The following is a 24,667-nucleotide window of genomic DNA, read 5'->3' as shown; positions in this document are numbered from 1 at the left end:
GGCGTCGTAGAGCTCCATGCCCATGCCGGTGCGCTGCGCGCCCTGACCGGTGAACAGGAACGCGATGCCGCCGGCCTCCGCCGACGTGTCACCGGCCGCCCGCACGAGCGCACCCGACGGCCGGTCGTCGGCGAGCGCCCGCAGACCGGCCACCAGCTCCTCCCGGTCGCCGCCGACGACGACCGCGCGCTCGGCGAAGACCGTACGGCTCGTGGCCAGTGAGTGGCCGACGTCCACGGGCCGCGGGGCGTCCTCGTCCGCCGCGAACGCCGCCAGGCGCCCGGCCTGGGCGCGCAGGGCGGCCTCCGAACGCGCGGAGACGACCCACGCCAGGGCCTGCGGAGCGTCCTGCGCGCCGGCGTCCGGGATGCCGGCGGGCGGCTCCGCCACCTGCCCGGCAGGCGCCTCCGCCACCACGGCATGCGCGTTGGTGCCGCCCATGCCGAAGGAACTGACCCCCGCCACCAGCGGACGGTCCGGGTGCGGCCAGGCCGTGTGCTCGCGCTGCACGGCCAGACCCAGCTCCTCCAACGGGATGGCGGGGTTGGGGGTCTCGAAGTTGAGGCTCGCGGGCAGCTCCCGGTGCCGGATGCTCAGCAGGGTCTTGATCAGCCCCGCGATGCCCGCCGCGCCCTCCAGGTGGCCGATGTTCGTCTTGACGGAGCCCACCCGCAGCGGGTCCCCGGGCGCGCGTCCCGCACCGAGCGCGGCACCGAGCGCCGCCGCCTCGACCGGGTCGCCGACCGGCGTCCCCGTACCGTGCAGCTCCACGTACTGGACGGCCTCGTCCGGTCCCAGCGCGGCGCGCTCGTGGGCCAGGCGCAGAACCTGCTCCTGGGCGTCCCGGCCGGGCACCGTCAGGCCCTCGGTGGTGCCGTCGTTGTTGACGGCGGTGCCGCGGATGACGCCGTGGATCCGGTCGCCGTCCGCGAGGGCGGCGGACAGCGGCTTGAGCACGACGACGCCTCCGCCCTCGCCGGGCACGAAGCCGTTGGCGCGGGCGTCGAAGGTGTAGGACACACCGTCCGGGGACAGTGCGCCGAAACGTTCCTCCGTGATGGCGTTCTCCGCCAGCAGGTTGAGGTTCACACCGGCCGCGAGGGCGGTCGCCGACTCCCCGGCGCGCAGGCTCTCGCACGCCAGGTGCACCGCGACGAGCGACGACGACTGCGCGGCGTCCACCGTCATGCTCGGCCCGTGCAGGCCCAGGTGGTACGACACGCGGTTGGCGATGACGCCGCGGTTCACGCCCGTCATCGTGTGCTGCGTGACCGCCTCGGCGCCGTACTGGTACAGCAGGTTCGTGTAGTCGTCGCGCAGCGTGCCGACGAAGACCGCGGTGGAGGTGCCGCGCAGCGTCGCCGGCACGATCCCGGCGTCCTCCAGCGCCTCCCAGGCCAGCTCCAGCACCAGCCGCTGCTGCGGGTCCATCGCGGCGGCCTCGCGCGGCGAGATGCCGAAGAAGCCCGCGTCGAAGTGGTCCACGTCGGGCAGGAACGCCCCGCGCCGTGCGCCCTCGCGCGTGCCCGGGGCGGCGTCCGCGGGCTCGTCCCAGCGGCCGGGAGGCACGTCCGTGACGGCGCTCGCGCCCTCACGCAGGAGGCTCCAGAACTCCGCCGGCCCCGCCGCACCGGGGAACCGGCAGGACAGTCCCACGACAGCGATCGGCTCCCCGGGGCCGGCCTTCGCGGCCTTCCCCGTGGGAGCACCGGCTGCTACAGGATTGTTCTCACTCGTCACCACGCTCGGCTGCCCTTTCATGGCTGTATCGCTCCACGGATCACTCGGTGAACTCCCCGGCGGACGAGAATTCCGCGGGCACCCGCATACGGCGGAAAGCGCCCGGAGTTCGCTGCGCGAGTTCTGTACGAAACCTTGAAAGCTGATGTTCGAAAGGCTAATGAGTCAGGGTTCACGAACAGTCACGCAGCGGTAACTCCCGTGCCAGGAAAGGCCGATGACCCGCGCGTTGCCGCGCGGTGGGCGGCCGGTGGAACGTCGCCGGATACCTTCTTCCGCGGGCTCACGCGATATGAAGTCACGGCGTTTCTTCAGCGAGTTCGTCGTGGCCCCACCCCGGGAATCCCCAGCGAATTCAAGGAGATCGATCGCCATGATCAACGATCGGGAAGGCCGCGCGATAGTGCTCGGCGGAAGCATGGCGGGCCTGTTCGCCGCGCGTGCGCTGTCCGAGACCTTCGCCGAGGTGGTCATCGTGGACCGCGACGAGCTCACGGGCCCGAACGACCTGCGCCGGGGCCTGCCGCAGGGCCACCACCTGCACGGGCTGCTGGCCCGCGGCCAGCAGATCACCGAGGAGTACTTCCCGGGGATCACCGAGGAGATGCGCGCCGACGGCGCCCAGACCGGCGACGTCGCCGACGACGTCCGCTGGATCATCAACGGCAAGCGCCTGGTCCAGGTCGAGTCCGGGCTGGTCGCGCTCACCTCCGGCCGCCCGTTCCTGGAGCGGCACGTCCGCGACCGGGTGCTGGCCCTCGACGGCGTCGGCGTCCTGGAGAACGCCGACATCCTGCGCCTGAGGACCACGGAGGACGGCCGCACGGTCACCGGTGTCACCGTCCGCAAGGACGGCGCCGAGCAGGTACTCGACGCCGACCTCGTCGTCGACGCCACCGGCCGCGGCTCGCGCACCTCCGTCTGGCTGGAGGAGCTCGGCTACGAGGCCGTACCCGAGGAGAAGCACAAGATCGGCCTCGGCTACACCACCCGCTACTACCGCGTGCCCGACGAGGCGTTCGAGGGCAACATCTCCATCAACACCGTCGCCTCCGCCGGCATCCCGCGCGGCGCCATCTGCCAGAAGATCGACGGCGGCCGCGCCATCGTCACCGCGTACGGCATCCTCGGCGACCACCCGCCGACCGACCCCGAGGGCTTCCTCGGCTTCATCAAGTCCCTCGCCGCGCCGGACATCCACGAGGTGCTCCAGGTCTCCGAGCCGCTCGACGACCCGGTCGCCTACAAGTTCCCCACCAACCTGCGCCGGCACTACCAGCGCATGACGGACTTCCCGGCCGGCCTGCTCGTCATCGGCGACGCCGTCTGCAGCTTCAACCCCAGCTACGCACAGGGCATGACGGTCGCCGCGATGGGCTCGCTCGTGCTGCGGCGGCACGTCGCCGCCTCCCGCCGTCCCGACGCCCTCGCCTACTTCCGCGACCTGGCGACGGACGCGGTCGACGGCTGCTGGGAGATGGCCGTCGGCGCCGACCTGAGCTTCCCCGAGGTCGAGGGCGAGCGGACCGAGGAGGTCCAGCAGGCCCACGCCTTCATCGCCCAGGTGCAGGAGGCCGCCACCCGCGACGCGGCCGTGGCCCGCGCCTACTCCCGCGTCATCGGGCTGGTCGACCCGCCGTCGGTCCTGCACACCCCGGAGATCGAGGCCGCCCTCGCCGGACCGCGGAACTGACGGGCGGAGACCACCATGCAGATCACCCTGGACGACCTCGTCTTCGACGTCACCGTCGACGGACCGCCCGACGGCGAACCGGTCCTGCTGCTCCACGGCTTCCCGCACAACAAGGAGTCCTGGACCGAGACCGCGCCGCTGCTGCACGCGGCCGGGCTGCGCACCATCGCCCCCGACCAGCGCGGCTACTCGCCCGGCGCCCGCCCGGCCGGCACCGACGCCTACCGGCTGCCGCACCTGGCCGCCGACGCGCTGGGCATCCTCGACGGCCTCGGCGTCACCGGCGCCCACGTCGTCGGGCACGACTGGGGGGCCGCCGTCGCCTGGTACCTGGCGGCCAAGCGGCCCGACCGGGTGCACACCCTCACCGCCCTCGCCATCCCGCACCTGGACGCCTACCAGTACGCCTACCGCGTCGACGAGGAGCAGCAGCGCAGCTCCGAGTACGTGAAGTTCCTCGTGTCGGACGGCGCCGCCGAGCACTTCCTCGCGGACGGCGCCGCCCAGCTGCACGCATGGTTCACACAGGCCGGCGAAGGCGTCCTCACGGACGCCCAGATCGAGCGGTACGTCAGGACCCACACCGGCCCTGGCACGCTCGACGCGGCCCTCAACTGGTACCGCGCCAACGACCTCCTCGGCGACCCGTTCGGCTTCGGCCCGGTCACCGTGCCGACCACCTTCGTCTACAGCCGCACCGACACGGCCGTCAGCGAACTGGCGGTCGAGAAGACCGCCGAGCACGTCACCGGCCCCTACCGGCTCGTGACCCTGGAAGAGACCTCGCACTGGCAGCCGCAGCAGGACCCCGGAACGATCGCCGCCGAGATCATCGCCCGCGTACGGGCGCGCGGCACGTCGGACCCCGCGACGACGGTGCCGCCCGCGACACGGTCCGGGCGCGGCTGAGCGGCGCACACCGACCCCCCACGCCCCGGGGCGCCCCGTCCGGGCGCCCCGGCGGAACCCTCCCGAAGAACCGACAACAGAACACCGAGCACTAGAAGGGACCCCTTCACCCATGTCCTCCAACACCGCACCCGCAGAGTTGCGGGCCGGACCGCGCGAATGGTTCGGACTGCTGGTGCTGCTGCTCCCGGTGACGCTGATGACGGCCGACCTGGGCGTGCTGTGGCTGGCCACCCCCTACCTCGCGGCCGACCTGCAGCCCACCAGCTCCCAACTGCTGTGGACCACCGACATCTACGGCTTCATGACCGTCGCCTTCCTGGTGGTCATGGGCACGCTCGGAGACCGGCTCGGCCGGCGCCGGCTGCTGATCCTCGGCTCGATCGGCGTCATCCTCTCCTCGCTGCTCGCGGCGTACGCGACCAGCCCGGAGATGCTCATCGTCGCCCGCGGTCTGCTCGGCGTGGCCGGCGCGGCCGTGCTGCCGTCCACCCTGTCCCTCATCAGCCACATGTTCGCCGACGCCAAGCAGCGCGCCACGGCGATCGCCATGTGGGTCACCTCCCTCTCGGTCGGCATCGCGATCGGCCCGGTCATCGGCGGAGTCCTGCTGGACTTCTGGTGGTGGGGCTCGGTGTTCCTCATGGGCGTGCCGGTCATGCTGGTGCCGCTGCTCGCGGCCCCCGTACTGCTGCCCGAGTACCGCGACCCGAACCCGGGGCGCCTCGACTTCGCCAGCGTCGTGCTGTTCCTCGCCGCGATGCTGCCGATCGTCTACGCCGTCAAGAAGTTCGCCGAGTACGGCTGGTCCGCCGTCAACCTGGCGGCCATCCTCGTCGGCGTCGTCCTCGCGGTGGTGTTCGTCCGCCGGCAGAACAGCCTGGAGACGCCGCTGCTCGACATGCGCCTGTTCCGCATCCGCGCCTTCACCGGTGCGCTGCTGACGCTGCTGTTCGGCATGATGGCGCTCAACGGCGTCGAGTACCTGGTGCCCCAGTACCTGCTGGTCGCGGGCGGACTGACCCCGCTGGCCGCCGGCCTGTGGCTGCTGCCCGGCGCGGCGGGTCTCATCGTCGGCTCCCAGCTGACGCCCGTGCTCGCCAAGCGGATCCGCCCGGCCTACGTCATCGCCGCCGGACTGCTCGTCACGCTTGCCGGTTTCGCCCTGACCGTCGCCGCGGACGGGGACCGGGACGGTGTCGTACCGGCCTCGATCGGCCTCGCGGTCATCATGTTCGGCGTCGCCCCGATCAGCGTCCTCGGCACGGCCCTCGCCGTCGGCTCGGCGCCGCCGGAGAAGGCCGGTGCCGCCGCCGCGACCGGGCAGACCGCCTACGACCTGGGCCTGGCCCTGGGCATCGCGGTGACCGGAAGCGTCGCCGTCGCCGTCTACCGCGACGAGGTCGCCGACTCCGCCCCGGCCGGCATCCCGGCCGAGGCCGCCGAGGCGGCCCGCGACACGGTCGGCGGCGCCACCGCCGCCGCCGAGTCGCTCCCCGCCGAGCAGGCGGGCCAGCTCGTCGCCGCCGCACGGGACGCCTTCACCGCCGGCTACCACATGACCGCCTGGGTCAGTGCCGGGCTCGCGGTGCTGACGGCCCTCGTCGCCCTGACCCTGCTCCGGAAGATCCCGGCGATCGGTGCCGAGGCGGCAGAGGCCGCAGAGGCCGCAGAGGCCACGCCCGAGGTCACCGGGGCTCCGGGCGACACCGCCGGGCAGGCCGGTGACGCGGCGCCCGCCGGCGCCCGTGAAGAGACCGCCACCAGGGCCTGAGGGGACGTCGGATGACCGAGAACACCGGCCCGCACACCGCGGGCTCCGAGTACGCCGAGCCGTTCCTGCTCGCGGTCCTCGCCTCCGGCGGCCTCGACGCGGAGTACGTCCGCGGCGAGCGCAACACCCTCTACCGGCGCGGCGAGAACGGTGAGGAGGTCCCCGTCACCGACTTCGTCGGCGGCTACGGATCGCTGATGCTCGGGCACAACCACCCCGAGATCAACGCCTATGCCAAGGAACTGCTCGACGGCGGCACCCCCGTCCACGCGCAGTTCTCCCGCCACCCGTACGCCAACGACGTGGCGGCCGCGCTCAACCGCATCGTCCAGCGGGAGCGCGGCGACGACGAGTCGTACTACGCCATCTTCGCCAACAGCGGCGCCGAGGCGAACGAGGCGGCCATGAAGCACGCCGAGCTCGACCGCGGCCTGCGGCTGGCGGCGCTGGCCGAGGAGATCGACGGGCACATCACGGAGGTGACCGTGCGGGTCGCCGACGGCACCGCCGTCCTTCCGGCCGGTTCGGCCGACTCCGTGGAGGAGCTGGCCGCCGAGGTGCGCCGCCGCAACGAGGCGCAGTTCGCCCGTCCGCCGCTGTTCCTCGTCCCCGAGGGCGGCTTCCACGGCAAGCTCGCGGGCAGCGTCCAGCTCACCCACAACGAGGGCTACCGGCTGCCGTTCAGGGCGCTGGCCGCCCAGGCCAGGTTCGTGCCCCGCGACCAGCCCGGCGCGCTGCGGAAGATCGTCGAGGAGGAGCGGGCCAAGGTGCTCGACCTGACGGTCGAGGGCGGCGAGGTCCAGCTCGTCGAGCGGGACTTCCCGCTCTTCACGGCCTTCGTGCTGGAGCCGGTCCTCGGCGAGGGCGGCATCCACGAGCTGACCCCCGCGTTCGCGCAGGAGGTCCAGCAGGTGTGCGCCGAGACCGGGATCCCTCTCGTCATCGACGAGATCCAGACCGGCATGGGCCGTACCGGCACCTTCCTGGCCGCCACCCGGCTCGGCCTGAAGGGCGACTACTACACCCTCGCCAAGAGCCTCGGCGGCGGCATCGCCAAGGCCGCGGTGATGCTGGTGCGCCGGCCGCTGTACCGGGGGCAGTTCGAGCTGGCCCACAGCTCGACCTTCGCCAAGGACAGCTTCTCCTGCCTCGTCGCGCTGAAGGTGCTGGAGCTGCTGGAGGCCGGCGACGGGGCCGTCTACCGGACGGCCGCCGAGCGCGGGGAGCGGATGCTCGCCATGCTGCGGGCCGTCCGGGACGAGTTCCCCGAGGTCGTCAAGGACGTCCGCGGGCGCGGACTGATGGTCGGGCTGGAGTTCCACGACCAGTCCGAGGCGGCGGCAGAGCCGCTGCGGCAGGTGGCGCGGAGCGGGTTCTTCGGCTACTTCGTCGCCGGACACATGCTGCGCGCGCACCGGATCCGCGTCTTCCCGACGTCGAGCGCCGTCAACACCCTCCGCTTCGAGCCGTCCGTGTACCTGACGGACGAGGAGATCGGCCGGCTGGAGACGTCGCTGCGGGACGTGTGCGCCATCATCCGCGACACCGACGGCGGGAGCCTCGCCCCGGTCGCCTGACCGCCCGTGGCGCGCCTGCGACCCCGAAGAACAGACCATCCGGTCTCATTTGAGGGTCGCAGGCCCCGCATCCAGCATCCGACAACCACATCATCGCTCCCTGTGTCACCCGCCACCCCAGGCGGATCGCGATACTCCAGAGGGCCCGGTAATCCCCCGTCCGGGCCCTCTGGTCTGCTGTTTTGTCGTCCCGTCAGGAAAGCGGGGCCCTGGTTCCGGTCCCTGTCGGGTGGCCGGTCCGCGTGGCCGACGAGTCAGGGCTTTGACAAACCGGGCTGCTGGTTTGTAAATTTTTGGCAAGTTGGCAGAGGTCGGTTGGCTCGACTCGTGGGGGAGACATGCGCTTTCGGATGCTGGGACCGCTCGAAGTCACGTCGGACGACCTACCGGTTCCCCTCGGGGGCACGAAGCAGCGCGCGACCCTGGGCTACCTGCTGCTCCAGGCCAACCAGGTGGTCCCCACCAGTCAGCTGCTGTCGGCCCTGTGGAGCGCCGACAACGCCCCCGCGACCGCCCGCAAGATCCTGCAGAACGCCGTCTGGAGCCTGCGGGGCCTGCTCGGCACGCACGCCCCGGCCCGGGGCCCGTCCGCGGAGCTCGTCACCCGCGTACCGGGCTACATGATCCGCGTCGAACCGGACCAGGTCGACCTGCACCTCTTCCGCAGGTGGGTCACGCAGGGCCGCGCCAAGCTGACCGAGGACGCCCCGGACGAGGCCCTCGCCCTGCTGTGCCGCGCGCTGGAGCTGTGGCGCGGCCCGGTCCTCGCCGACCTCGTCGAGATCGGCATCATGTGGCCGGAGCTGACCGCCGTGCAGAACGCCCGCCTCGACGTCATGGAGGACTACTTCGAGGCCCGGCTGCGCTGCGGCCAGCACTACGCCGTCATCGGCGAGATCGAGGCCACGGTGGAGACCGAGCCGCTGCGCGAGCGCAGCTCCGGGCAGCTGATGCTCGCCCTGTACCGGTGCGGCAGGCAGGCCGACGCCCTCGGCGTCTACAACCGCATCAGGGCCACCCTGATCGAGGACCTCGGCCTGGAGCCCGGCCACGAACTGCGCCGCCTCCAGCAGGCGATCCTCGCCCAGGACCCCGCCCTGGACCTCCTGGACACCCCCGTGTTCGGCGGCGCGGCCCTCGGCCCGGGCGCCACGGCGGCCGCCGGCGGACGCGCCGACGCGCGGACGGAGGGGCATCGCCCGCTCGGCACCGTGCCGTCCGCCGCGCGCGACCGCAACCACGACGGGACGGCGGTCCCTGCCGCCCGGCTCGGCGCCCCGGCCGCCCCCGTCGCGGCCCCGCTCACGACCCGCTCCTTCGCGGGCGCCCAGGGGACGGTCCCCGGCGCCGCCGCGTGGCAGAGCCGCGTGAACAGCCTCCCGCTCGCCCCGGCCGCCGAGCGCCCCGTCGCCGCGCGGCCGGTCCCGTCCCGCGCCCTGTCCCAGCCGCGCGGCCCGCTGACGGGCTCCGCCCAGCCGCGCACGGTCCCGGCCGCCCGGACGGTCACGGCGCGCCGTCCGGTCCCGGGGCAGGCCTCCGGCACCCAGCTGGTGACGGAGCGCCAGCGTCTGAGCGTCCTGCTGGCCCGCACCCGAATCCCCGTACCGGCGCCCGGCGCCAACGTGGCGGGGTACTCCGAAGAGGCCATGGACGAGCTGCTGGAGTGCGCCGGCGCCACGGCCCGGGGGCAGATCGAGCGGTTCGGCGGAGAGCCCGTCGCCACGATAGGCCCGGTCACCCTCGGTCTGTTCCGTACCGAACAGGACGAGAGCGCCGCCCTGCGAGCGGTCCGCGCCGCCGCGGCGCTGCGCGAGACGCTCGCCGCGGCCGTGCCCGCCGGCGTGAACCCGCGCCGTCCGCAGCCGCGCCGGGGCGTCGTCCTGCACGCCTCCGTCGCCACCGGCCAGGCGCTCGTCCGCTTCCGGCCGGGGCAGGCCGTACCCCCTTCTGTCAACGGAGCCCTTCTGGACCTGTGCCAGGGGCTGCTGAGCACCGCCCCCGCCGGGGCCATCCAGGTCTGCGACGCCACCCGCGCGGCCACCGCGTCGGCCGTCGACTACACGCCCGTGGAGGGGCAGCCGCGCGCCTGGCGCGCCGTCGACGTGCTCGCCCACAGCCGCTCGGCCCGGCGGGCACGCGCCGTCTGAGCCACCCCCGGACCGCCGGACCGGCCGGTGCCGCGGCACCGGCGGCCCACCGACACAAACGGAATTGGCCATGGGTTACCTGACGGTGCGAACTGGCCGATAACGTTCGGCGCCATTGGGGCTGAACGTCATGAACCCACGCCACCTCCGCGTGAGGAACGGCTGTGGTTGTCGAGTTCTGTGCCCATGCGGTTCGAACCCACACCCCCACAGCGATATCCGCAATTCCCGGACAGCACATCCTCACGGAGGTACACCGACATGACCCGACTGTCCCGCCGGGTGTTCCTGCGAAACAGCGCGGTGGCCGGCGGCGCAGCCCTCGCTCTCCCGGCCCTCGGCGGCTGGGCGGGCGAGTCGTACGCCGCCACACCGACGGCGGCCGAGGCCGTCGCCGGCGACACGCTCGTCAAGGTCACACCCGACGACCCGCGCTACGCCCCGCTCGTCACCGGCGCCAACGGCCGCTGGGTGGGCACGCCCGCCTACGTCCTCGTCGCCAGCACGGCCGACCAGGTCGTCCAGGCCGTCCAGGAGACCCTCGACCAGGGGTTGCGCTTCACCGTGCGCAGCGCCGGGCACTGCTACGAGGACTTCACCAGCAACCCCGACATACGCGTCCTCATCGACGTCTCCGCCATGACGGCCATCGGCTACGACTCGACGCGCCGCGCGTTCGCCGTGGAGCCGGGCGCCCGGCTCGGCAACGTCTACGAGACCCTGTACAACGGCTGGGGCGTCACCCTGCCGGGCGGCACCTGCCCGTCCGTCGCCGTGGGCGGCCACGTCGCCGGCGGCGGCTACGGCCCGCTGGCCCGTTCGCACGGCATCACCGTCGACCACCTGCACGCCGTCGAGATCGTGGTCGTCGGCGCCGACCGCAGGGCCCGCAAGATCGTCGCGACCTGCGCACAGGACGACCCGAACCGCGAGCTGTGGTGGGCCCACACCGGCGCGGGCGGCGGCAGCTACGGCATCGTCACGCGCTACTGGTTCCGCACCCCGGGCGCGACCGGCACCACGCCGGCCGCCCTCCTGCCCAAGGCGCCCCGGGAGCTGATCCTCTCCGAGGTCGCCTTCTCCTGGACCGGCATGACGGAGGCGGCGTTCACCCGTCTGCTCAGCAACTTCTCGGTGTGGCACGCGGTGAACCAGTCGCCGACCTCCCCGTACGCGAAGCTGTTCAGCGCCCTGAAGCCGCGGCACCGCTCGGCCGGCGAGTTCCTGCTGACCACGCAGATCGACTCGGCCGTGCCGGACGCCGACCGGCTGCTCGACGACTACCTCGCGGCGATCGTCGCGGGCACGGGACTGACGTACCGCGTCGACACCCGCAAGCGCGTCGACTGGCTGTACAACGTGCTCAACTGGCCGGGTCTCGGCGGCAGCGGCTTCGAGGGCAAGGGCCGTTTCAAGGCCAAGTCCGCCTATCTGCGCAAGCCGTTCCCCGCGGCCCAGCTCCAGGCGTTCTGGAAGCACCTGAACCGCACCGACTACGACAACCCGGCCGCCCTCGTGGAGATCGCGGGCTACGGCGCGCGGGCCAACCAGCTCGCGTCGAACGCCACGGCCACCGCCCAGCGCGACTCCATCATCAAGATGCTCTTCATCGACCTGTGGGCCACCCAGGCCGAGGACGCCCAGAACATCGCCTGGGTGCGGGAGTTCTACCGCGACGTGCACGCCGCCACCGGCGGCGTTCCGCGCCCCGGGGGCGTCAACGACGGCGCGTTCATCAACTACGCCGACTCCGACCTCGCCGACCCCGCGCTGAACACCTCGGGCATCGACTGGGGCACGCTCTACTTCAAGGACGGCTACGCCCGCCTCCAGGCGGCGAAGCGCACCTGGGACCCGAACAACCTGTTCCGGCACGCGCTCAGCATCAGGCCCTGAGGCCCTGCCCACGGCCCCGGCCGAACGAGCGGGCCTTCGGACGACGAGGCGAACCCTCGGCGACCGGAGGCCCGCTCCGTCGTTTCCCCGACGACACACAAGGGCGGCCGGGCGCACATGCGGCCGGGGGACAAGCGGCAGGGCACACAAGGGAGCCGCCTCCTCCCCTGGGCGGGGAGGAGGCGGCGGGTTTCCGTGTGCGGAACGGAAGAAGACCCCTCGTGGTCGAATCGTCAGATGCCCAGGCCGGAACCTCCGCTCGCGTCGATGTTCTGGCCGGTGACCCAGCGGGCGTCGTCCGAGGCCAGGAAGGAGACCACGTCGGCGACGTCCTCGGGCTGGCCGACACGGTTGAAGACGGAGAAGCCGGCGGCGTGGGCCTTGGCGTCCGGGTCGGCCATCCACGGGTGGATGTCGGTCTCGATGGTGCCCGGCGACACCGCGTTGACGGTGATGCCGCGCGAGCCCAGCGTCTGGGCCAGCGTCAGCGTCAGCACCTCCAGGGCGCCCTTGGTGGCCGCGTAGGAGGTCATGCCGGGGAAGGCCACCTTGGTGACACCGGAGGAGATGTTGACGATGCGGCCGCCGTCACGCAGTCGCTCCAGGCCCTTCTGGATGATGAAGAACGGGGCCTTGGCGTTGACCGCGAACACCCGGTCGTAGTCCTCCTCGGAGACCTCGTGGATGAGGCCCGGGCCGGCGATGCCCGCGTTGTTCACCAGGATGTCCAGGCCCGGCCTGTCGGAGTGCTGACCGATGCGCGCGTCGAACTCCTGCCACAGGGCCTCGGCGTCACCCGGGACGCCGAGCTGCGCGCGGAAGGCGAACGCGCGGCCACCGGCGGCCTCGATCGAGGTCACCGTCTCCTTGGCGGCGGCCTCGTCGCTCGAGTAGGTCAGCGCGACCAGCGCGCCCTCCTTCGCCAGCCGCTTGGCGATGGCGCGCCCGATGCCCCGGCTTCCGCCCGTGACCAATGCCGTCTTGTTCGTGAGGGCTGTCATGCAGGAAACTCCCGATTCTCTCGACCGTGGCGACCGCTGATGCCAGGGCCGCGAGTGCGATCGTCCTCCCGTGCTCTCACCGCCCGCCCACTCCCGGCACACCGCCCGGTCTGCGGGCACGATTCCGGATTTAGTCTCCGGCCATGACCTTCGAACCCGTTCTCGTGATCGGCGGCACCGGAAAGACCGGAAGCCGCGTCGTACGGCAGCTCACCGAGCGCGGCGTGCCGGTGCGCGCCGCGTCCCGCAGCGCCGAGCACCGCTTCGACTGGCTGGACGAGTCCACCTGGGGCCCGGCCCTCGACGGCGTCCGCGGGGTGTACGTCGTCCAGCTCGACGGCGCCCGCAGGACCGGCGCGTTCGTCGAGGCGGCGGCCCGCGCCGGTGTGGAGCGCCTGGTCCTGCTGTCCGCGCGCGGGGTGGACACCCCCGGCTACTACGGCTCCGCCACCGAGACCAGCGAGGACTTCCTCGCCGGCGAGGCCGCCGTCCAGGGCGGCGGCCCGGACTGGACGGTGCTGCGGCCGGGGTGGTTCGCCCAGAACTTCAGCGAGGGCTTCTTCAACGACGGCGTGCTCTCCGGCGAGCTGCGACTGCCCGCCGGGGACGGTGCCGCCAGCTGGATCGACGTCGAGGACATCGCCGCCGTCGCCGTCGCCGCGCTCACCGAGGAGGGCCACGCGGGCCGTACCTACGAGCTGTCCGGGCCGGCGCCCGTGCCCCTGTCCGAGGTCCTGGACCTGATCCGGGGGGCCACCGGCCGCACGGTCCGCTACACGCCGCTCACGGCCGACGAGTTCGTCGCCGAGCTGGTGGAGCAGGGCGTCCCCAAGCCGGACGCCGAGATGTGGGCCGCGGCCATGCACCCCATCGCCCAGGGCTACGAGCGGAAGGTCTCGGACGGCGTCCGCGAGGCCCTCGGCCGGGAGCCGCGCGACTTCGCCGCCTACGTCGCCGACGCCGCGGCGGCCGGAGCCTGGCGCGCCTGACGCGCCGGGAGCGGCCGCGCCCCGCCCGGCACCCGGCGCTCACCGGGCGGGACGCGGCCGGCCCACGGCGGTTCACGGCGGCCTCAAGCGGGCCTGTATCGGAATTGCCCAGGATGAGAGGTATGTCGTGCCGCGCCTGGCGCACGGCGTACCGCGCCGCTCGGCGCGTCGACGAGAACCACCCTCCCTCGCATCCGGAAAGGACAGGCATGAGCATCGTTGAGGAACAGCCGCCGGGCCCCCCGACCGTGACGATGGCCGGGCGCGTGGCGGAACTGGCCGGACTGCGCGAGCAGGTGCTGACCGGACCCAGCCGACAGGCCACCGAGGCGCAGAAGAAGAAGGGCAAGCTCACCGTCCGCGAGCGGCTGGAGCTGCTGTTCGACAAGGGCACGTTCACGGAGACCGAGCCGTTCCGCCGGCACCGCGCCACGGGCTTCGGCCTGGAGGCCAAGCGGCCCTACAGCGACGGCGTGGTGACCGGCTGGGGCAGCGTCGACGGCCGCACCGTCTTCGCGTACGCCCATGACTTCCGCATCTTCGGCGGCGCCCTCGGCGAGGCGCACGCGCAGAAGATCCACAAGCTGATGGACCTGGCGGAGAAGGCCGGTGCCCCCGTCATCGGCCTGTGCGACGGCGCCGGCGCCCGCATCCAGGAGGGCGTCACCGCCCTCGCCGGCTACGGCGGCATCTTCCAGCGCAATGTGCGCAACTCCGGGGTCATCCCGCAGATCAGCGTCATCATGGGCCCCTGCGCGGGCGGCGCCGCCTACTCCCCGGCCCTCACCGACTTCGTCTTCATGGTGCGCGGCACCTCGCAGATGTTCATCACCGGCCCCGACGTGGTGCAGGCGGTGACCGGCGAGCAGATCACCCAGGACGGGCTGGGCGGCGCCGACGTCCACGCCGCCACCTCGGGCGTCGCCCACTTCGCGTACGACGACGAGGAGCACTGCCTGGAGGACGTACGCCACCTGCTGTCGTACCTGCCGTCCAACAACCGCGAGCTGCCCCCGTCCGAGCCGGTCGACGATCCCGCGGACCGGCGCAACGCGTCGCTGCTCGACCTCGTCCCCGCCGACCCGAACCGGGCCTACGACATGCACGCCGTCATCGAGGAGATCGTCGACCACGGCGACTACTTCGAGGTGCACGCGCGCTGGGCGCCCAACATCATCTGCGCCCTCGCCCGGCTCGGCGGCCAGGTCGTCGGGATCGTGGCCAACCAGCCGCAGACGCTGGCCGGCGTCCTCGACATCGAGTCCTCGGAGAAGGCCGCACGCTTCGTCCAGATGTGCGACGCCTTCAACATCCCGCTCGTGAGCCTCGTCGACGTGCCCGGCTTCCTGCCCGGCGTCGACCAGGAGCACGGCGGCGTCATCCGGCACGGCGCGAAGCTGCTCTACGCGTACTGCAACGCCACCGTGCCGCGGATCTCCCTGGTGCTGCGCAAGGCGTACGGCGGCGCCTACATCGTGATGGACTCCCGCTCCATCGGCACCGACGTCGCGCTGGCCTGGCCCACCAACGAGATCGCCGTGATGGGCGCCGAGGGCGCGGCGAACGTGGTGTTCCGACGGGAGATCGCCGCGTCCGACGACCCGGACGCCACCCGTGCGGCCCGTATCGAGGAGTACCGCCGGGAACTCATGCACCCCTACTACGCCGCGGAGCGCGGCCTGGTCGACGACGTCATCGACCCCGCCGACACCCGTTCCGCGCTGATCGGCGCGCTGGCCATGCTGCGCGACAAGCACGCGCCGCTGCCCACGCGCAAGCACGGCAACCAGCCCCAGTGACGCCGGACGACCGGCCGGCCGGAGGAGGAACCATGGCGGTACGAGCGGTGAGCGCGGTGACGGACCTGTACGCCGGGGCCGCGGGCCAGGTGTGGCGCATCACGGGCGGGTCGCCCACCCCCGAGGAGGTGGCCGCGGTGGCCGCGGTCCTCTCCGCGGTGCTGGCCGCCCGCGCGGACGAGACGGCCCGCGAGGTGCGGGAGCAGGACGGCGGCCGGCGCCGCGACGGGGCGCGCTGGCTGCCGTCGGCGACCCGCCGCAGAGCGGCGACGTCCTGGGCCGCGGCCCACGCGCCGACCTGGCGCGACGCGGCCTGACGGACCGCCGGGCCCGGGAGCCGCCCCCCGCCGACGGGCCCGGCACCACCACAGCAGCGGAGCCGCACACCCCGGCGGGTGTGTGGCTCCGCTGCCGCGTGCCGAGTGCCGCGTGCGTCATGCGCTGTGTGGCGTGTGCTGTGTGGCGCGTGCTGTGCGTCGTGTGCTGTGCGCCGCGCGGCGCACAGCACACGACGAGGCGTCAGACCGGGTCCGGTGCCGGAGTTCCCGGCACCTCCCGCTCCGGAGGCGCGTCACCGCCTTCCGCGCGGAGGCGGCCGGCCAGGTGGTCCGCCGCCAGCCGGGGAAGGACCAGCCGCCACAGCCGGGTGCACACACGCCGGTCCCACCACCGCGGGTCCGCCCGGCCCAGTGCCCCCAGGCCGACGGTGGCCGCGGCGATCACCGTCCTGGCGTCCTCGGGCCGCACACCTTCGGCGAGCGCGCCCTGGCGGGCCGCGACGGACAGCCCCTCGCCGACCCAGTCCACCCAGTACTGCCGCAGGTCCCAGCGGCTCTTCCAGGTGATGTCCGCGCTCAGCCCGAAACCCGCGCGCAGGATCGTGTCCTCCTGGAGCCGCGCCACGAGCGTGTGCGAGGTGTCCACCAGTGTCTGCAGGCTGGAGTCCGCCTCCGCGGCGCTCCGCCAGGGGCCGGCGATGCCGCGCAGGATCGCCATCGCCTCGACTTCGACCTCCTCCGCCAGGGCGCCCTTGTTGACGAAGTGGAAATGCAGCGCTCCGTTGCTCACGCCGGCGCGGCGGCTGATCGACGTGAGGGAGGACGGCGCGAAGCCGTCCTGGTCGAACACCTCGGCGGCGGAACGAATCAGCGTGTGACGCGTACGGGCCGCCCGCTCCTGTTTCGTCATGTCGTGCTCCATGGTCACAGTGGTCGGGCCTGAACGGGGCCGAACCGCCAGTATATGAAACCGCTTCGGCGGTTTGTGAGTTGTCGGAGACCCTGGCTTGAACCGATGGCTTCACGGGCACAAATCCCGCCTCTCGGAAGCGGAAACCGCCGTACCGGTCATGCCCGGGTCATCATCCGGTCACCGCCCGGTCCGGACACCGAGCGATCTCATGTGGCGCACAAGCCTTCTGACGGAGGCTGGCCCCGGTCTCTCCGGGTGAGCCCCACCCGGACGAGTGACAGAGCGGTGAGGGGAGCACGACATGGCCAGTGACTGGTTCCGGCGATTCGGCGCGGAGGCGCCCGGCGGCGGGGTGCGCCTCGTCTGCTTCCCGCACGCCGGCGGCGCCGCCAGCGCCTACCTCGGCCTCCACCGGGAACTGGCCCCGGACTTCGACGTCCTCGCCGTCCAGTACCCCGGACGGCAGGACCGCCGCTCCGAGCCGCCCGTGGACGACATCGGCCGGCTCGTCCAGGCCCTCGCCGACGAGGCGGAGCGCGAACTCGTCCCGGCGACGGCCGCCGGCCCGGCCCGCCCGTACGCGTTCTTCGGCCACAGCATGGGCGCGGTCCTCGCCTACGAACTCGCCAGGGAGCTCGGCCGGCGCGGTGTCCCCGGCCCCCGTCACCTCTTCCTGTCCGGCCGGTTCTCGCCCACCCCGCAGGGCGCCGACACCGACCGGCTCGACACCGACGAGAAGATCCTCGCGATGATCCGCCGCCTCGGCGGCACGGTGGGCGCCGTGTTCGACGATCCCGACCTGCTGGAGATGGTGATGCCGCCGCTCCGCGCCGACTACCGGGCCCTCGGCGGCTACACCTGGCGTCCCGGGCCGCCGCTCGACGCGCCGCTGACCGTCCTCGTCGGCGACCGGGACCCGGTGGTCCCCGTCGACGCCGCCGTCGGCTGGTGCGAACACACCACCGCAGGGGCCCAGTTGCACGTGCTGCCGGGCGGCCACTTCTACCTCGACCAGTGCACCGCCGAGGTGGCCGACATCGTCAGGGCGGCCCTCGTCCCCGCACCGGCCGGTCCCCGTGCGGGCCGCCCGCCGGCCGCGGCGAAGGCCGGTCCTGTTCCCTCCTGATGGGTCCTCAGTGGGCGCCTCGGCGAACAATCGGACAGGGGCCGCCCGGTCAGTACGGGTGTCCGCACCCATCACCACGGGGCAGTGCGCCAGGACAGGAGCATGAGACGTGCGGTTCAACCTCATCGGTCCGTTCGAGATCGTCGCCGACGACGGCAGCGTGCACCTCCCGACCACGCCCAAGGTGTGCCAGACACTCGCCCTGCTGCTCACCCCGCCGGGCGAACTCGTCACGGCGGAGTCGCTGGTGCGCGAACTGTGGGGCGACACGCCGCCCCGCAGCGCGCCCGCCACCGTACAGACCTACGTCCACCAGGCGCGGCGGATGCTCGACGAGCACGGGCCGGCCTCACGGGGCAGCCGGCTCCTCGTCACCCGCCCGCCGGGCTACGTGCTGGAGGTGGACCCGGACGACGTGGACATCACCGTCTTCGAACGGCTCGTCACCCGGGCCAGGGCGGCGCTCGAGGACGACCGGCCCGAGGCGGCCGCCCATGACCTGTGCGCGGCCCTGGCCCTGTGGCGCGGCCCCGTCCTGTCCAACGTGTCCGCCGGCAAGATCCTCGAAGGACGCGTCGTCTACCTGACCGAGCTGCGCATCCGCGCCCTGGAGCTGCGCATCGAGGCGGAGAACCGGCTCGGCCGCCTCCGCGAGGCCATACCCGAACTGCGCACCCTGGTCCACGACTACCCCCTCAACGAGTGGTTCCACGGCCAGCTGATCTCCGCGCTGCACCGCGCCGGCCGGCGCGCCGAGGCCCTGGAGGCGTACCAGAACCTCTACCGCATCCTCGACACCGAACTCGGCCTGGAGCCGTCCCCCGAACTCCGCCGCCTGCAGGCCGAATTGCTCCACGCGCGCGGCCCCGGCCCCGCCGTGGCACCCCTGTGGAAAGCGTCCTTCGCCGTGTGAGCCGGTCCCGCGCCCCGTCCGCCCACCGCTTTCGTCACGGGCTCCGGGCGCCCGGCCGGCCGGCCGTGGTTACGTAAGACCCATGACTGCGATCAGAGTGCTCCTCGTCGACGACGACCCGCTGGTGCGGGCCGGGCTGTCCTTCATGATGGGCGGTGCCGACGACATCGAGATCGTCGGCGAGGCCGCCGACGGCGACGAGGCCGAGGCGCTGGTCGACCGCACCCGTCCGGACGTCGTCCTCATGGACATCCGGATGCCGACGGTGGACGGCCTGACGGCCACCGAGCGGCTGCGGGGGCGCGCGGACGCACCGCAGGTCGTGGTGCTCACCACCTTCCACGCCGACGAGCAGGTGCTCAGGGCCCTGCGCGCGGGCGCCGCCGGATTCGTCCTCAAGGACACCCCGCCCGCCGAGATCGTCGACGCGGTGCGCAAGGTCGCCGCCGGCGATCCCGTGCTGTCCCCCACCGTGACCCGCCGGCTGATGGAGCACGCCGCCGGGACCACCGCCGACACCCGGCGCACGCGTGCGCGTGAGCGCATCGCCGTCCTCAACGACCGCGAACGCGAGGTCGCCGTCGCGGTCGGCCGCGGCCTGGCCAACGCCGAGATCGCGGCGGAGCTGTTCATGAGCGTCGCCACCGTCAAGACCCACGTCTCGCGCGTCCTGGCCAAGCTCGGCCTCAACAACCGGGTGCAGATCGCCCTGCTGGCGTACGACGCGGGGCTGCTGGAGGAGTCCCGCGAGAACGGTCACTGAACGGACCCCGCACACGCTCTCCGCGCGCGGGGGCCGCGTACCCGCCGCCGGAGAGGCCGGGCCGCCCGGGCGGAGCCCCGCCGCCCGCTCACCCCGGCAAGGACTCCGCGGCCCCCGGGATCTCCGCCAGCCGTACCGGCCTGCGGTCCCGCCGGGACACCTCGCACGCCTCGGCGACGCGCAGCGCCTGCAGCGCCTCGCGCCCGTCGCACGGATTGGCGCGCTCGCCCCGCACGACCTCGACGAACGCGATCAGCTCCGCCTCGTAGGAGGGCCCGAACCGCTCCACGAACCCGGTCCAGGGCTTGTCCGCGGCGGGCGGCCCGGTCGGCTCGGTGGACGCGATCGGCGTACGGTCGTCCAGACCGACGACGATCTGGTCCCGTTCTCCGGCGAGCTCCATGCGGACGTCGTAGCCCGCGCCGTTCAGCCGCGTCGCGGTCGCCGTGGCGAGCGTGCCGTCGTCCAGGGTGAGCAGCGCCGCTCCCGTGTCGACGTCGCCCGCGGCGCGGAACATCGGCGGACCGGCGTCGGAGCCGGCGGCGTACACCTCGACGATCTCCCGCCCGGTCACCCAGCGCACGATGTCGAAGTCGTGGATCAGGGTGTCCCGGTACAGCCCGCCCGACTGCGGCAGGTACGCGGCGGGCGGCGGCGCCTGGTCGCTCGTCACCGCCCGGACGGTGTGCAGCCGGCCGAGCCGCCCGGACCGCACCGCCTCGCGGGCCCCTGTGTAGCCCTTGTCGAAGCGGCGCTGGAACCCCATCTGCAGAATCGTCCCCGCCGCCTCCACCTCGGCGATCGCCTGCAAGGTGCCGGGCAGGTCCAGCGCGATGGGCTTCTCGCAGAACACCGGCAGCCCCGAGCGCGCCGCCCGGCCGATCAGCTCGGCGTGCGCGGACGTCGCCGTGGTGATCACCACCGCGTCCACGCCCCACCGGAAGATCTCGTCCACCCCCGGCGCCGCCGTCTCGCCCAGCCGGTGGGCCAGCTCCTGGGCCCGCGTCACGTCCGCGTCCGTCAGGATCAGGGATCCCACGTCCCGGTGGCGGCTGAGCGTGTTGGCGTGAACGGTGCCGATACGGCCCGTACCGATGACCCCGATGCGCATGGAAACAAAGTGGGTGCACAGCCCGCACCCTGTCAATGCGTATGTCCGGACAACCGAACTACACAACTTCCCGTCAACAGCGCACGGAGCTACGCTCGGGCCGTGCCGAAACCAGTAACGGACCCGACCGTGTCCCTCGATCTCAGCGTGGACCGCAGCAGCCCGGTGCCGCTGTACTTCCAGCTGTCGCAGCAGCTGGAGGCGGCGATCGAGCACGGAGCGCTGACCCCCGGCAGCCTGCTGGGCAACGAGATCGAGCTGGCCGCGCGGCTCGGACTGTCCCGGCCCACGGTCCGCCAGGCCATCCAGTCGCTCGTCGACAAGGGCCTGCTCGTACGCCGTCGCGGCGTCGGCACCCAGGTCGTGCACAGCCAGGTCAAGCGCCCCCTGGAGCTCAGCAGCCTCTACGACGACCTGGAGGCGGCGGGCCAGCGCCCGGCCACCAAGGTCCTGGTCAACACGGTCGTTCCCGCGTCCGCCGAGGTCGCCGCCGCCCTCGGCGTGGAGGAGGGCGCCGACGTGCACCGGGTGGAGCGGCTGCGGCTGGCGCACGGGGAGCCGATGGCGTACCTGTGCAACTTCCTGCCCCCCGGCCTGATCGACCTGCACACGGAACAACTGGAGGCCACCGGCCTGTACCGGCTGATGCGCGGCGCCGGGATCACGCTGCACAGCGCCCGCCAGTCCATCGGCGCCCGCGCCGCCACCGCGGACGAGGCCGAGCGGCTCGGCGAGGACGAGGGCGCGCCCCTGCTCACCATGCAGCGCACGACGTTCGACGACACCGGGCGGGCCGTGGAGTTCGGCACCCACACCTACCGGCCGTCCCGTTACTCCTTCGAGTTCCAGCTGCTCGTCCGGTCCTGACCGCGCCCGGCCCGGTCGTGCGCGTTCGTCGCAATGTCCGGACAATGTGACCGACTCCCGCTCCCCGGCGCCACATGATCGATTGCCGTGTCGGACAATGGGGCGTTTGGGGTTGGTGGGGTCACCGGCCCCTGCGTACGACAGAACCACCACAGAACGCACAGCAAGACGCAGCACGACAGCAAGAAGGGCACGGCCTCGTGGCACGGTTTCGGACCTGGGTAGGCATCGCGCTGGCAGGAGCACTGTCGGTGTCCCTCGCCGGATGCAGCAGCACCGGCGGCAAGCGCGCCGAGGACGCCCGCAAGGCCGCGGCGGCCCAGGGGAAGGCGGCGGTGAACACCCCCCGCTGGACGTTCGCGATGATCACCCACTCGGGTGATGGCGACACCTTCTGGGACATCGTCCAGAGCGGCGCCGAGCAGGCCGCCGTCAAGGACAACATCAACTTCCTGTACTCCCACGACGACGAGGCCCAGCAGCAGGCGCAGCTCGTGGACGCGGCGGTCGACAAGAAGGTCGACGGGATCATCGTCACGCTCGCCAAGCCGGACGCCATGAAGGCCGCCGTGGCCCGCGCCGAGAAGGCCGGCATCCCGGTGATCACGGTGAACTCCGGCTCCGAGGAGTCCAAGGAGTTCGGCGCGCTCACCCACATCGGCCAGGACGAGACCATCGCCGGCGAGGCGGTCGGCGAGGAGCTGAACGCGCGGGGCCGCAAGAAGGCGATCTGCGTCCTGCACGAGCAGGGCAACGTCGGCCACGAGCAGCGCTGCGACGGCGTCGAGAAGACCTTCGACGGCAAGACCGAGCGGCTCTACGTCAACGGCACCAGCATGCCGGACGTGCAGTCCGCCATCGAGGCCAAGCTCCAGACGGACAAGACCCTCGACGCCGTCGTCACCCTCGGCGCCCCCTACGCCGACACCGCCGTGAAGGCCAAGCGGGGCGCCGGCAGCAAGGCCGAGATCGACACCTTCGACCTCAACGCCAAGGTGGCCGCGGGCCTGGAGGACGGCACGCTGGGCTTCGCCGTCGACCAGCAGCCCTACCTCCAGGGCTACGAGGCGGTCGACCTGCTGTGGCTGTACAAGTACAACGCCGACGTGCTCGGCGGCGGCCGGCCGGTGCTCACGGGCCCGCAGATCATCACCAAGGACGACGCCGCCGCGCTGGCCGATTACACGAAGCGGGGCACCCGATGAGCGCCACGGACGCGACGACCGCTGACGAAAGGATTCTTCAGACCTCTCCGCTGCGGAAGCTCCTGGGCCGCCCCGAGCTGGGCTCGGTCGTCGGCGCGATCGCCGTCTTCGTCTTCTTCGCCTTCGCCGCCGACAGCTTCCTGCGCGCCTCCAGCATCAGCACGGTGCTGTACGCCTCCTCGACGATCGGCATCATGGCCGTCCCCGTCGCCCTGCTCATGATCGGCGGCGAGTTCGACCTGTCCGCCGGCGTCATGGTCACCTCGTCGGCGCTGGTGTCGTCGATGTTCAGCTACCAGATGACCGCCAACGTCTGGGTGGGCGTCGGCGTCTCCCTGCTGGTCACCCTGGCCATCGGCGCCTTCAACGGCTTCATGCTCACCCGCACGAAGCTGCCGAGCTTCATCATCACGCTCGGCACCTTCCTCATGCTGACCGGCATGAACCTCGGCTTCACCAAGCTGATCGACGGGACCGTCTCCACCAAGACGATCGCCGACATGGAGGGCTTCCCCTCCGCCCGGGACGTCTTCGCCTCCACGATCACCGTCGGCGGCGTCGGCTTCAAGATCACCATCCTGTGGTGGCTCGCCCTGGTCGCCGTCGCCAGCTGGATCCTGCTGCGCACCCGCGCCGGCAACTGGATCTTCGCGGTCGGCGGCAACCAGGAAGCGGCCCGCGCGGTCGGCGTCCCGGTCACCAAGACCAAGATCGGCCTCTACATGGGCGTCGCGTTCGGCGCCTGGATCGCCGGCCAGCACCTGCTCTTCTCCTACGACGTCGTCCAGTCCGGCGAGGGCGTCGGCAACGAGCTGACCTACATCATCGCCGCCGTCATCGGCGGCTGCCTGATCACCGGCGGCTACGGCAGCGCCGTCGGCTCGGCGGTCGGCGCGTTCATCTTCGGCATGACCAGCAAGGGCATCGTCTTCGCCGAGTGGAACCCGGACTGGTTCAAGTTCTTCCTCGGAGCGATGCTGCTCCTCGCGACCCTGCTCAACGCCTGGGTCCGCAAGCGCGCGGAGGCCACCAAGTGACCGAGACGGAAGCACGTACGGCGCTCGTGGAGCTGTCCGGCGTCAGCAAGCACTACGGCAACGTCCGCGCCCTCGAAGGCGTCTCCCTGGAGGTCCACGCGGGCGAGATCACCTGCGTGCTCGGCGACAACGGCGCCGGCAAGTCGACCCTCATCAAGATCATCGCCGGACTGCACCAGCACGACGGCGGCACGCTGGCCCTGGACGGCGAGGACACCCGCCTGTCCTCCCCGCGCGAGGCCCTGGACCGGGGCATCGCCACCGTCTACCAGGACCTGGCCGTCGTCCCGCTCATGCCGGTGTGGCGCAACTTCTTCCTCGGCTCCGAGCCCCGCAAGGGCGCCGGCCCGTTCAAGCGCATGGACGTCGACCTCATGCGCCGCACCACCCGCGCGGAACTCCTGCGCATGGGCATCGACCTGCGCGACGTCGACCAGCCCATCGGCACCCTCTCCGGCGGCGAACGCCAGTGCGTGGCGATCGCACGCGCGGTGTACTTCGGCGCCAAGGTGCTGGTGCTGGACGAGCCGACGGCGGCACTGGGCGTGAAGCAGTCGGGTGTGGTCCTGAAGTATGTGGCGGCGGCACGGGACCAGGGCCTGGGTGTTGTCTTGATCACCCACAACCCGCATCACGCGTACCTGGTGGGCGACCGATTCGTGCTGCTCAAGAGGGGGACGATGGTGGGAAACCACACACGGGACTCCATCACCCTGGACGAACTGACGCGCCAGATGGCCGGGGGGAATGAGCTGGACGATCTACGCCATGAACTGCAGCGGGGCTAGGGGCGCGGGGCTGTGTAAATGTGCGGCTCCGCCGCGTGGGCGCGCCCAGCCACGACGCAACCCGCACCCGGCAATGATCCGCACCACCCCACCGCTGCCCCGCACCGCACAGACCGCACCCGTGCGGCAGAATCGCACCCG

The 24,667-nt window shown here is 72.4% G+C and carries 20 protein-coding genes; 16 read left to right on the top strand and 4 right to left on the bottom strand.

Annotated elements, in window-relative coordinates:
- A partial coding sequence (locus H0H10_RS33950) for a type I polyketide synthase (RefSeq protein WP_306420990.1) occupies window positions 1–1,761 on the bottom strand: 1,761 nt, incomplete at its 3' end.
- A gap of 352 nt (window positions 1,762–2,113) precedes the next feature.
- Between H0H10_RS33950 and H0H10_RS33945 the strand changes: the two genes are divergently transcribed.
- The 6 genes from H0H10_RS33945 (at window position 2,114) to H0H10_RS33920 (ending at window position 11,736) form a co-directional block, all read left to right on the top strand.
- Window positions 2,114–3,433 (top strand): FAD-dependent oxidoreductase, encoded by a 1,320-nt coding sequence (locus H0H10_RS33945; RefSeq protein WP_188185026.1) that lies wholly within the window; start codon window positions 2,114–2,116, stop codon window positions 3,431–3,433.
- Window positions 3,434–3,448: 15 nt separating this feature from the next.
- On the top strand, window positions 3,449–4,342 hold the full coding sequence (locus H0H10_RS33940) for an alpha/beta fold hydrolase (RefSeq protein WP_188185025.1): 894 nt from the start codon (window positions 3,449–3,451) through the stop codon (window positions 4,340–4,342).
- Between the two features lie 112 nt (window positions 4,343–4,454).
- Window positions 4,455–6,116: an MFS transporter gene (locus H0H10_RS33935; protein ID WP_188185024.1), complete on the top strand. Its 1,662-nt coding sequence runs from the start codon at window positions 4,455–4,457 to the stop codon at window positions 6,114–6,116.
- 11 nt (window positions 6,117–6,127) lie between these two features.
- Window positions 6,128–7,693 (top strand): aspartate aminotransferase family protein, encoded by a 1,566-nt coding sequence (locus H0H10_RS33930; protein ID WP_188185023.1) that lies wholly within the window; start codon window positions 6,128–6,130, stop codon window positions 7,691–7,693.
- 338 nt (window positions 7,694–8,031) lie between these two features.
- Window positions 8,032–9,840, top strand: coding sequence for an AfsR/SARP family transcriptional regulator (locus tag H0H10_RS40325; protein ID WP_223180855.1), 1,809 nt, complete (start codon window positions 8,032–8,034; stop codon window positions 9,838–9,840).
- A 261-nt stretch (window positions 9,841–10,101) separates the two neighbouring features.
- Entirely contained in the window at window positions 10,102–11,736 is a 1,635-nt protein-coding gene (locus H0H10_RS33920; RefSeq protein WP_188185022.1) for an FAD-binding oxidoreductase, read from the top strand.
- A gap of 233 nt (window positions 11,737–11,969) precedes the next feature.
- Here the strand turns inward: H0H10_RS33920 and H0H10_RS33915 are convergent, their stop codons facing one another.
- Complete coding sequence (locus tag H0H10_RS33915) at window positions 11,970–12,737, bottom strand: SDR family oxidoreductase (RefSeq protein ID WP_188185021.1); 768 nt, start codon at window positions 12,735–12,737, stop codon at window positions 11,970–11,972.
- A gap of 143 nt (window positions 12,738–12,880) precedes the next feature.
- On the opposite strand from H0H10_RS33915, the gene H0H10_RS33910 reads away from it, so the two are divergent.
- The 3 genes from H0H10_RS33910 to H0H10_RS33900 all read left to right on the top strand — a co-directional run bounded on the left by H0H10_RS33910 (window position 12,881) and on the right by H0H10_RS33900 (window position 15,842).
- A complete protein-coding gene (locus H0H10_RS33910; protein ID WP_188185020.1) occupies window positions 12,881–13,726 on the top strand; it encodes an NAD(P)H-binding protein in 846 nt (281 codons plus the stop codon).
- A gap of 209 nt (window positions 13,727–13,935) precedes the next feature.
- Entirely contained in the window at window positions 13,936–15,525 is a 1,590-nt protein-coding gene (locus H0H10_RS33905) for an acyl-CoA carboxylase subunit beta (protein ID WP_188185019.1), read from the top strand.
- A gap of 32 nt (window positions 15,526–15,557) precedes the next feature.
- Window positions 15,558–15,842, top strand: coding sequence for an acyl-CoA carboxylase epsilon subunit (locus tag H0H10_RS33900; protein WP_188185018.1), 285 nt, complete (start codon window positions 15,558–15,560; stop codon window positions 15,840–15,842).
- 202 nt (window positions 15,843–16,044) lie between these two features.
- Here the strand turns inward: H0H10_RS33900 and H0H10_RS33895 are convergent, their stop codons facing one another.
- Window positions 16,045–16,713 (bottom strand): ScbR family autoregulator-binding transcription factor, encoded by a 669-nt coding sequence (locus H0H10_RS33895; protein WP_188185017.1) that lies wholly within the window; start codon window positions 16,711–16,713, stop codon window positions 16,045–16,047.
- A 304-nt stretch (window positions 16,714–17,017) separates the two neighbouring features.
- On the opposite strand from H0H10_RS33895, the gene H0H10_RS33890 reads away from it, so the two are divergent.
- The 3 genes from H0H10_RS33890 (at window position 17,018) to H0H10_RS33880 (ending at window position 19,518) form a co-directional block, all read left to right on the top strand.
- Window positions 17,018–17,842 (top strand): thioesterase II family protein, encoded by an 825-nt coding sequence (locus H0H10_RS33890; protein WP_188185016.1) that lies wholly within the window; start codon window positions 17,018–17,020, stop codon window positions 17,840–17,842.
- Window positions 17,843–17,951: 109 nt separating this feature from the next.
- Entirely contained in the window at window positions 17,952–18,755 is an 804-nt protein-coding gene (locus H0H10_RS41015) for an AfsR/SARP family transcriptional regulator (protein WP_188185015.1), read from the top strand.
- Between the two features lie 82 nt (window positions 18,756–18,837).
- Window positions 18,838–19,518, top strand: coding sequence for a response regulator transcription factor (locus tag H0H10_RS33880; protein ID WP_188185014.1), 681 nt, complete (start codon window positions 18,838–18,840; stop codon window positions 19,516–19,518).
- A gap of 88 nt (window positions 19,519–19,606) precedes the next feature.
- Here the strand turns inward: H0H10_RS33880 and H0H10_RS33875 are convergent, their stop codons facing one another.
- A complete protein-coding gene (locus H0H10_RS33875; RefSeq protein ID WP_188185013.1) occupies window positions 19,607–20,629 on the bottom strand; it encodes a Gfo/Idh/MocA family protein in 1,023 nt (340 codons plus the stop codon).
- Window positions 20,630–20,758: 129 nt separating this feature from the next.
- On the opposite strand from H0H10_RS33875, the gene H0H10_RS33870 reads away from it, so the two are divergent.
- The 4 genes from H0H10_RS33870 to H0H10_RS33855 all read left to right on the top strand — a co-directional run bounded on the left by H0H10_RS33870 (window position 20,759) and on the right by H0H10_RS33855 (window position 24,526).
- Window positions 20,759–21,496: a GntR family transcriptional regulator gene (locus H0H10_RS33870; RefSeq protein ID WP_188185031.1), complete on the top strand. Its 738-nt coding sequence runs from the start codon at window positions 20,759–20,761 to the stop codon at window positions 21,494–21,496.
- Window positions 21,497–21,696: 200 nt separating this feature from the next.
- Window positions 21,697–22,701, top strand: coding sequence for a sugar ABC transporter substrate-binding protein (locus H0H10_RS33865; protein WP_188185012.1), 1,005 nt, complete (start codon window positions 21,697–21,699; stop codon window positions 22,699–22,701).
- A complete protein-coding gene (locus H0H10_RS33860; RefSeq protein ID WP_188185011.1) occupies window positions 22,698–23,738 on the top strand; it encodes an ABC transporter permease in 1,041 nt (346 codons plus the stop codon). The genes H0H10_RS33865 and H0H10_RS33860 overlap by 4 nt, the downstream gene beginning before the upstream one ends.
- A complete protein-coding gene (locus tag H0H10_RS33855; RefSeq protein ID WP_188185010.1) occupies window positions 23,735–24,526 on the top strand; it encodes an ATP-binding cassette domain-containing protein in 792 nt (263 codons plus the stop codon). Before H0H10_RS33860 ends, H0H10_RS33855 begins: the two co-directional genes overlap by 4 nt.
- The last annotated feature ends 141 nt before the right edge of the window (window positions 24,527–24,667 follow it).

The organism is Streptomyces griseicoloratus (genome assembly GCF_014534645.1).
GTDB lineage: Bacteria > Actinomycetota > Actinomycetes > Streptomycetales > Streptomycetaceae > Streptomyces > Streptomyces griseicoloratus.
Note: the sequence above shows the minus strand (reverse complement) of the source record. Positions and strands in the feature narration are given on the sequence as shown.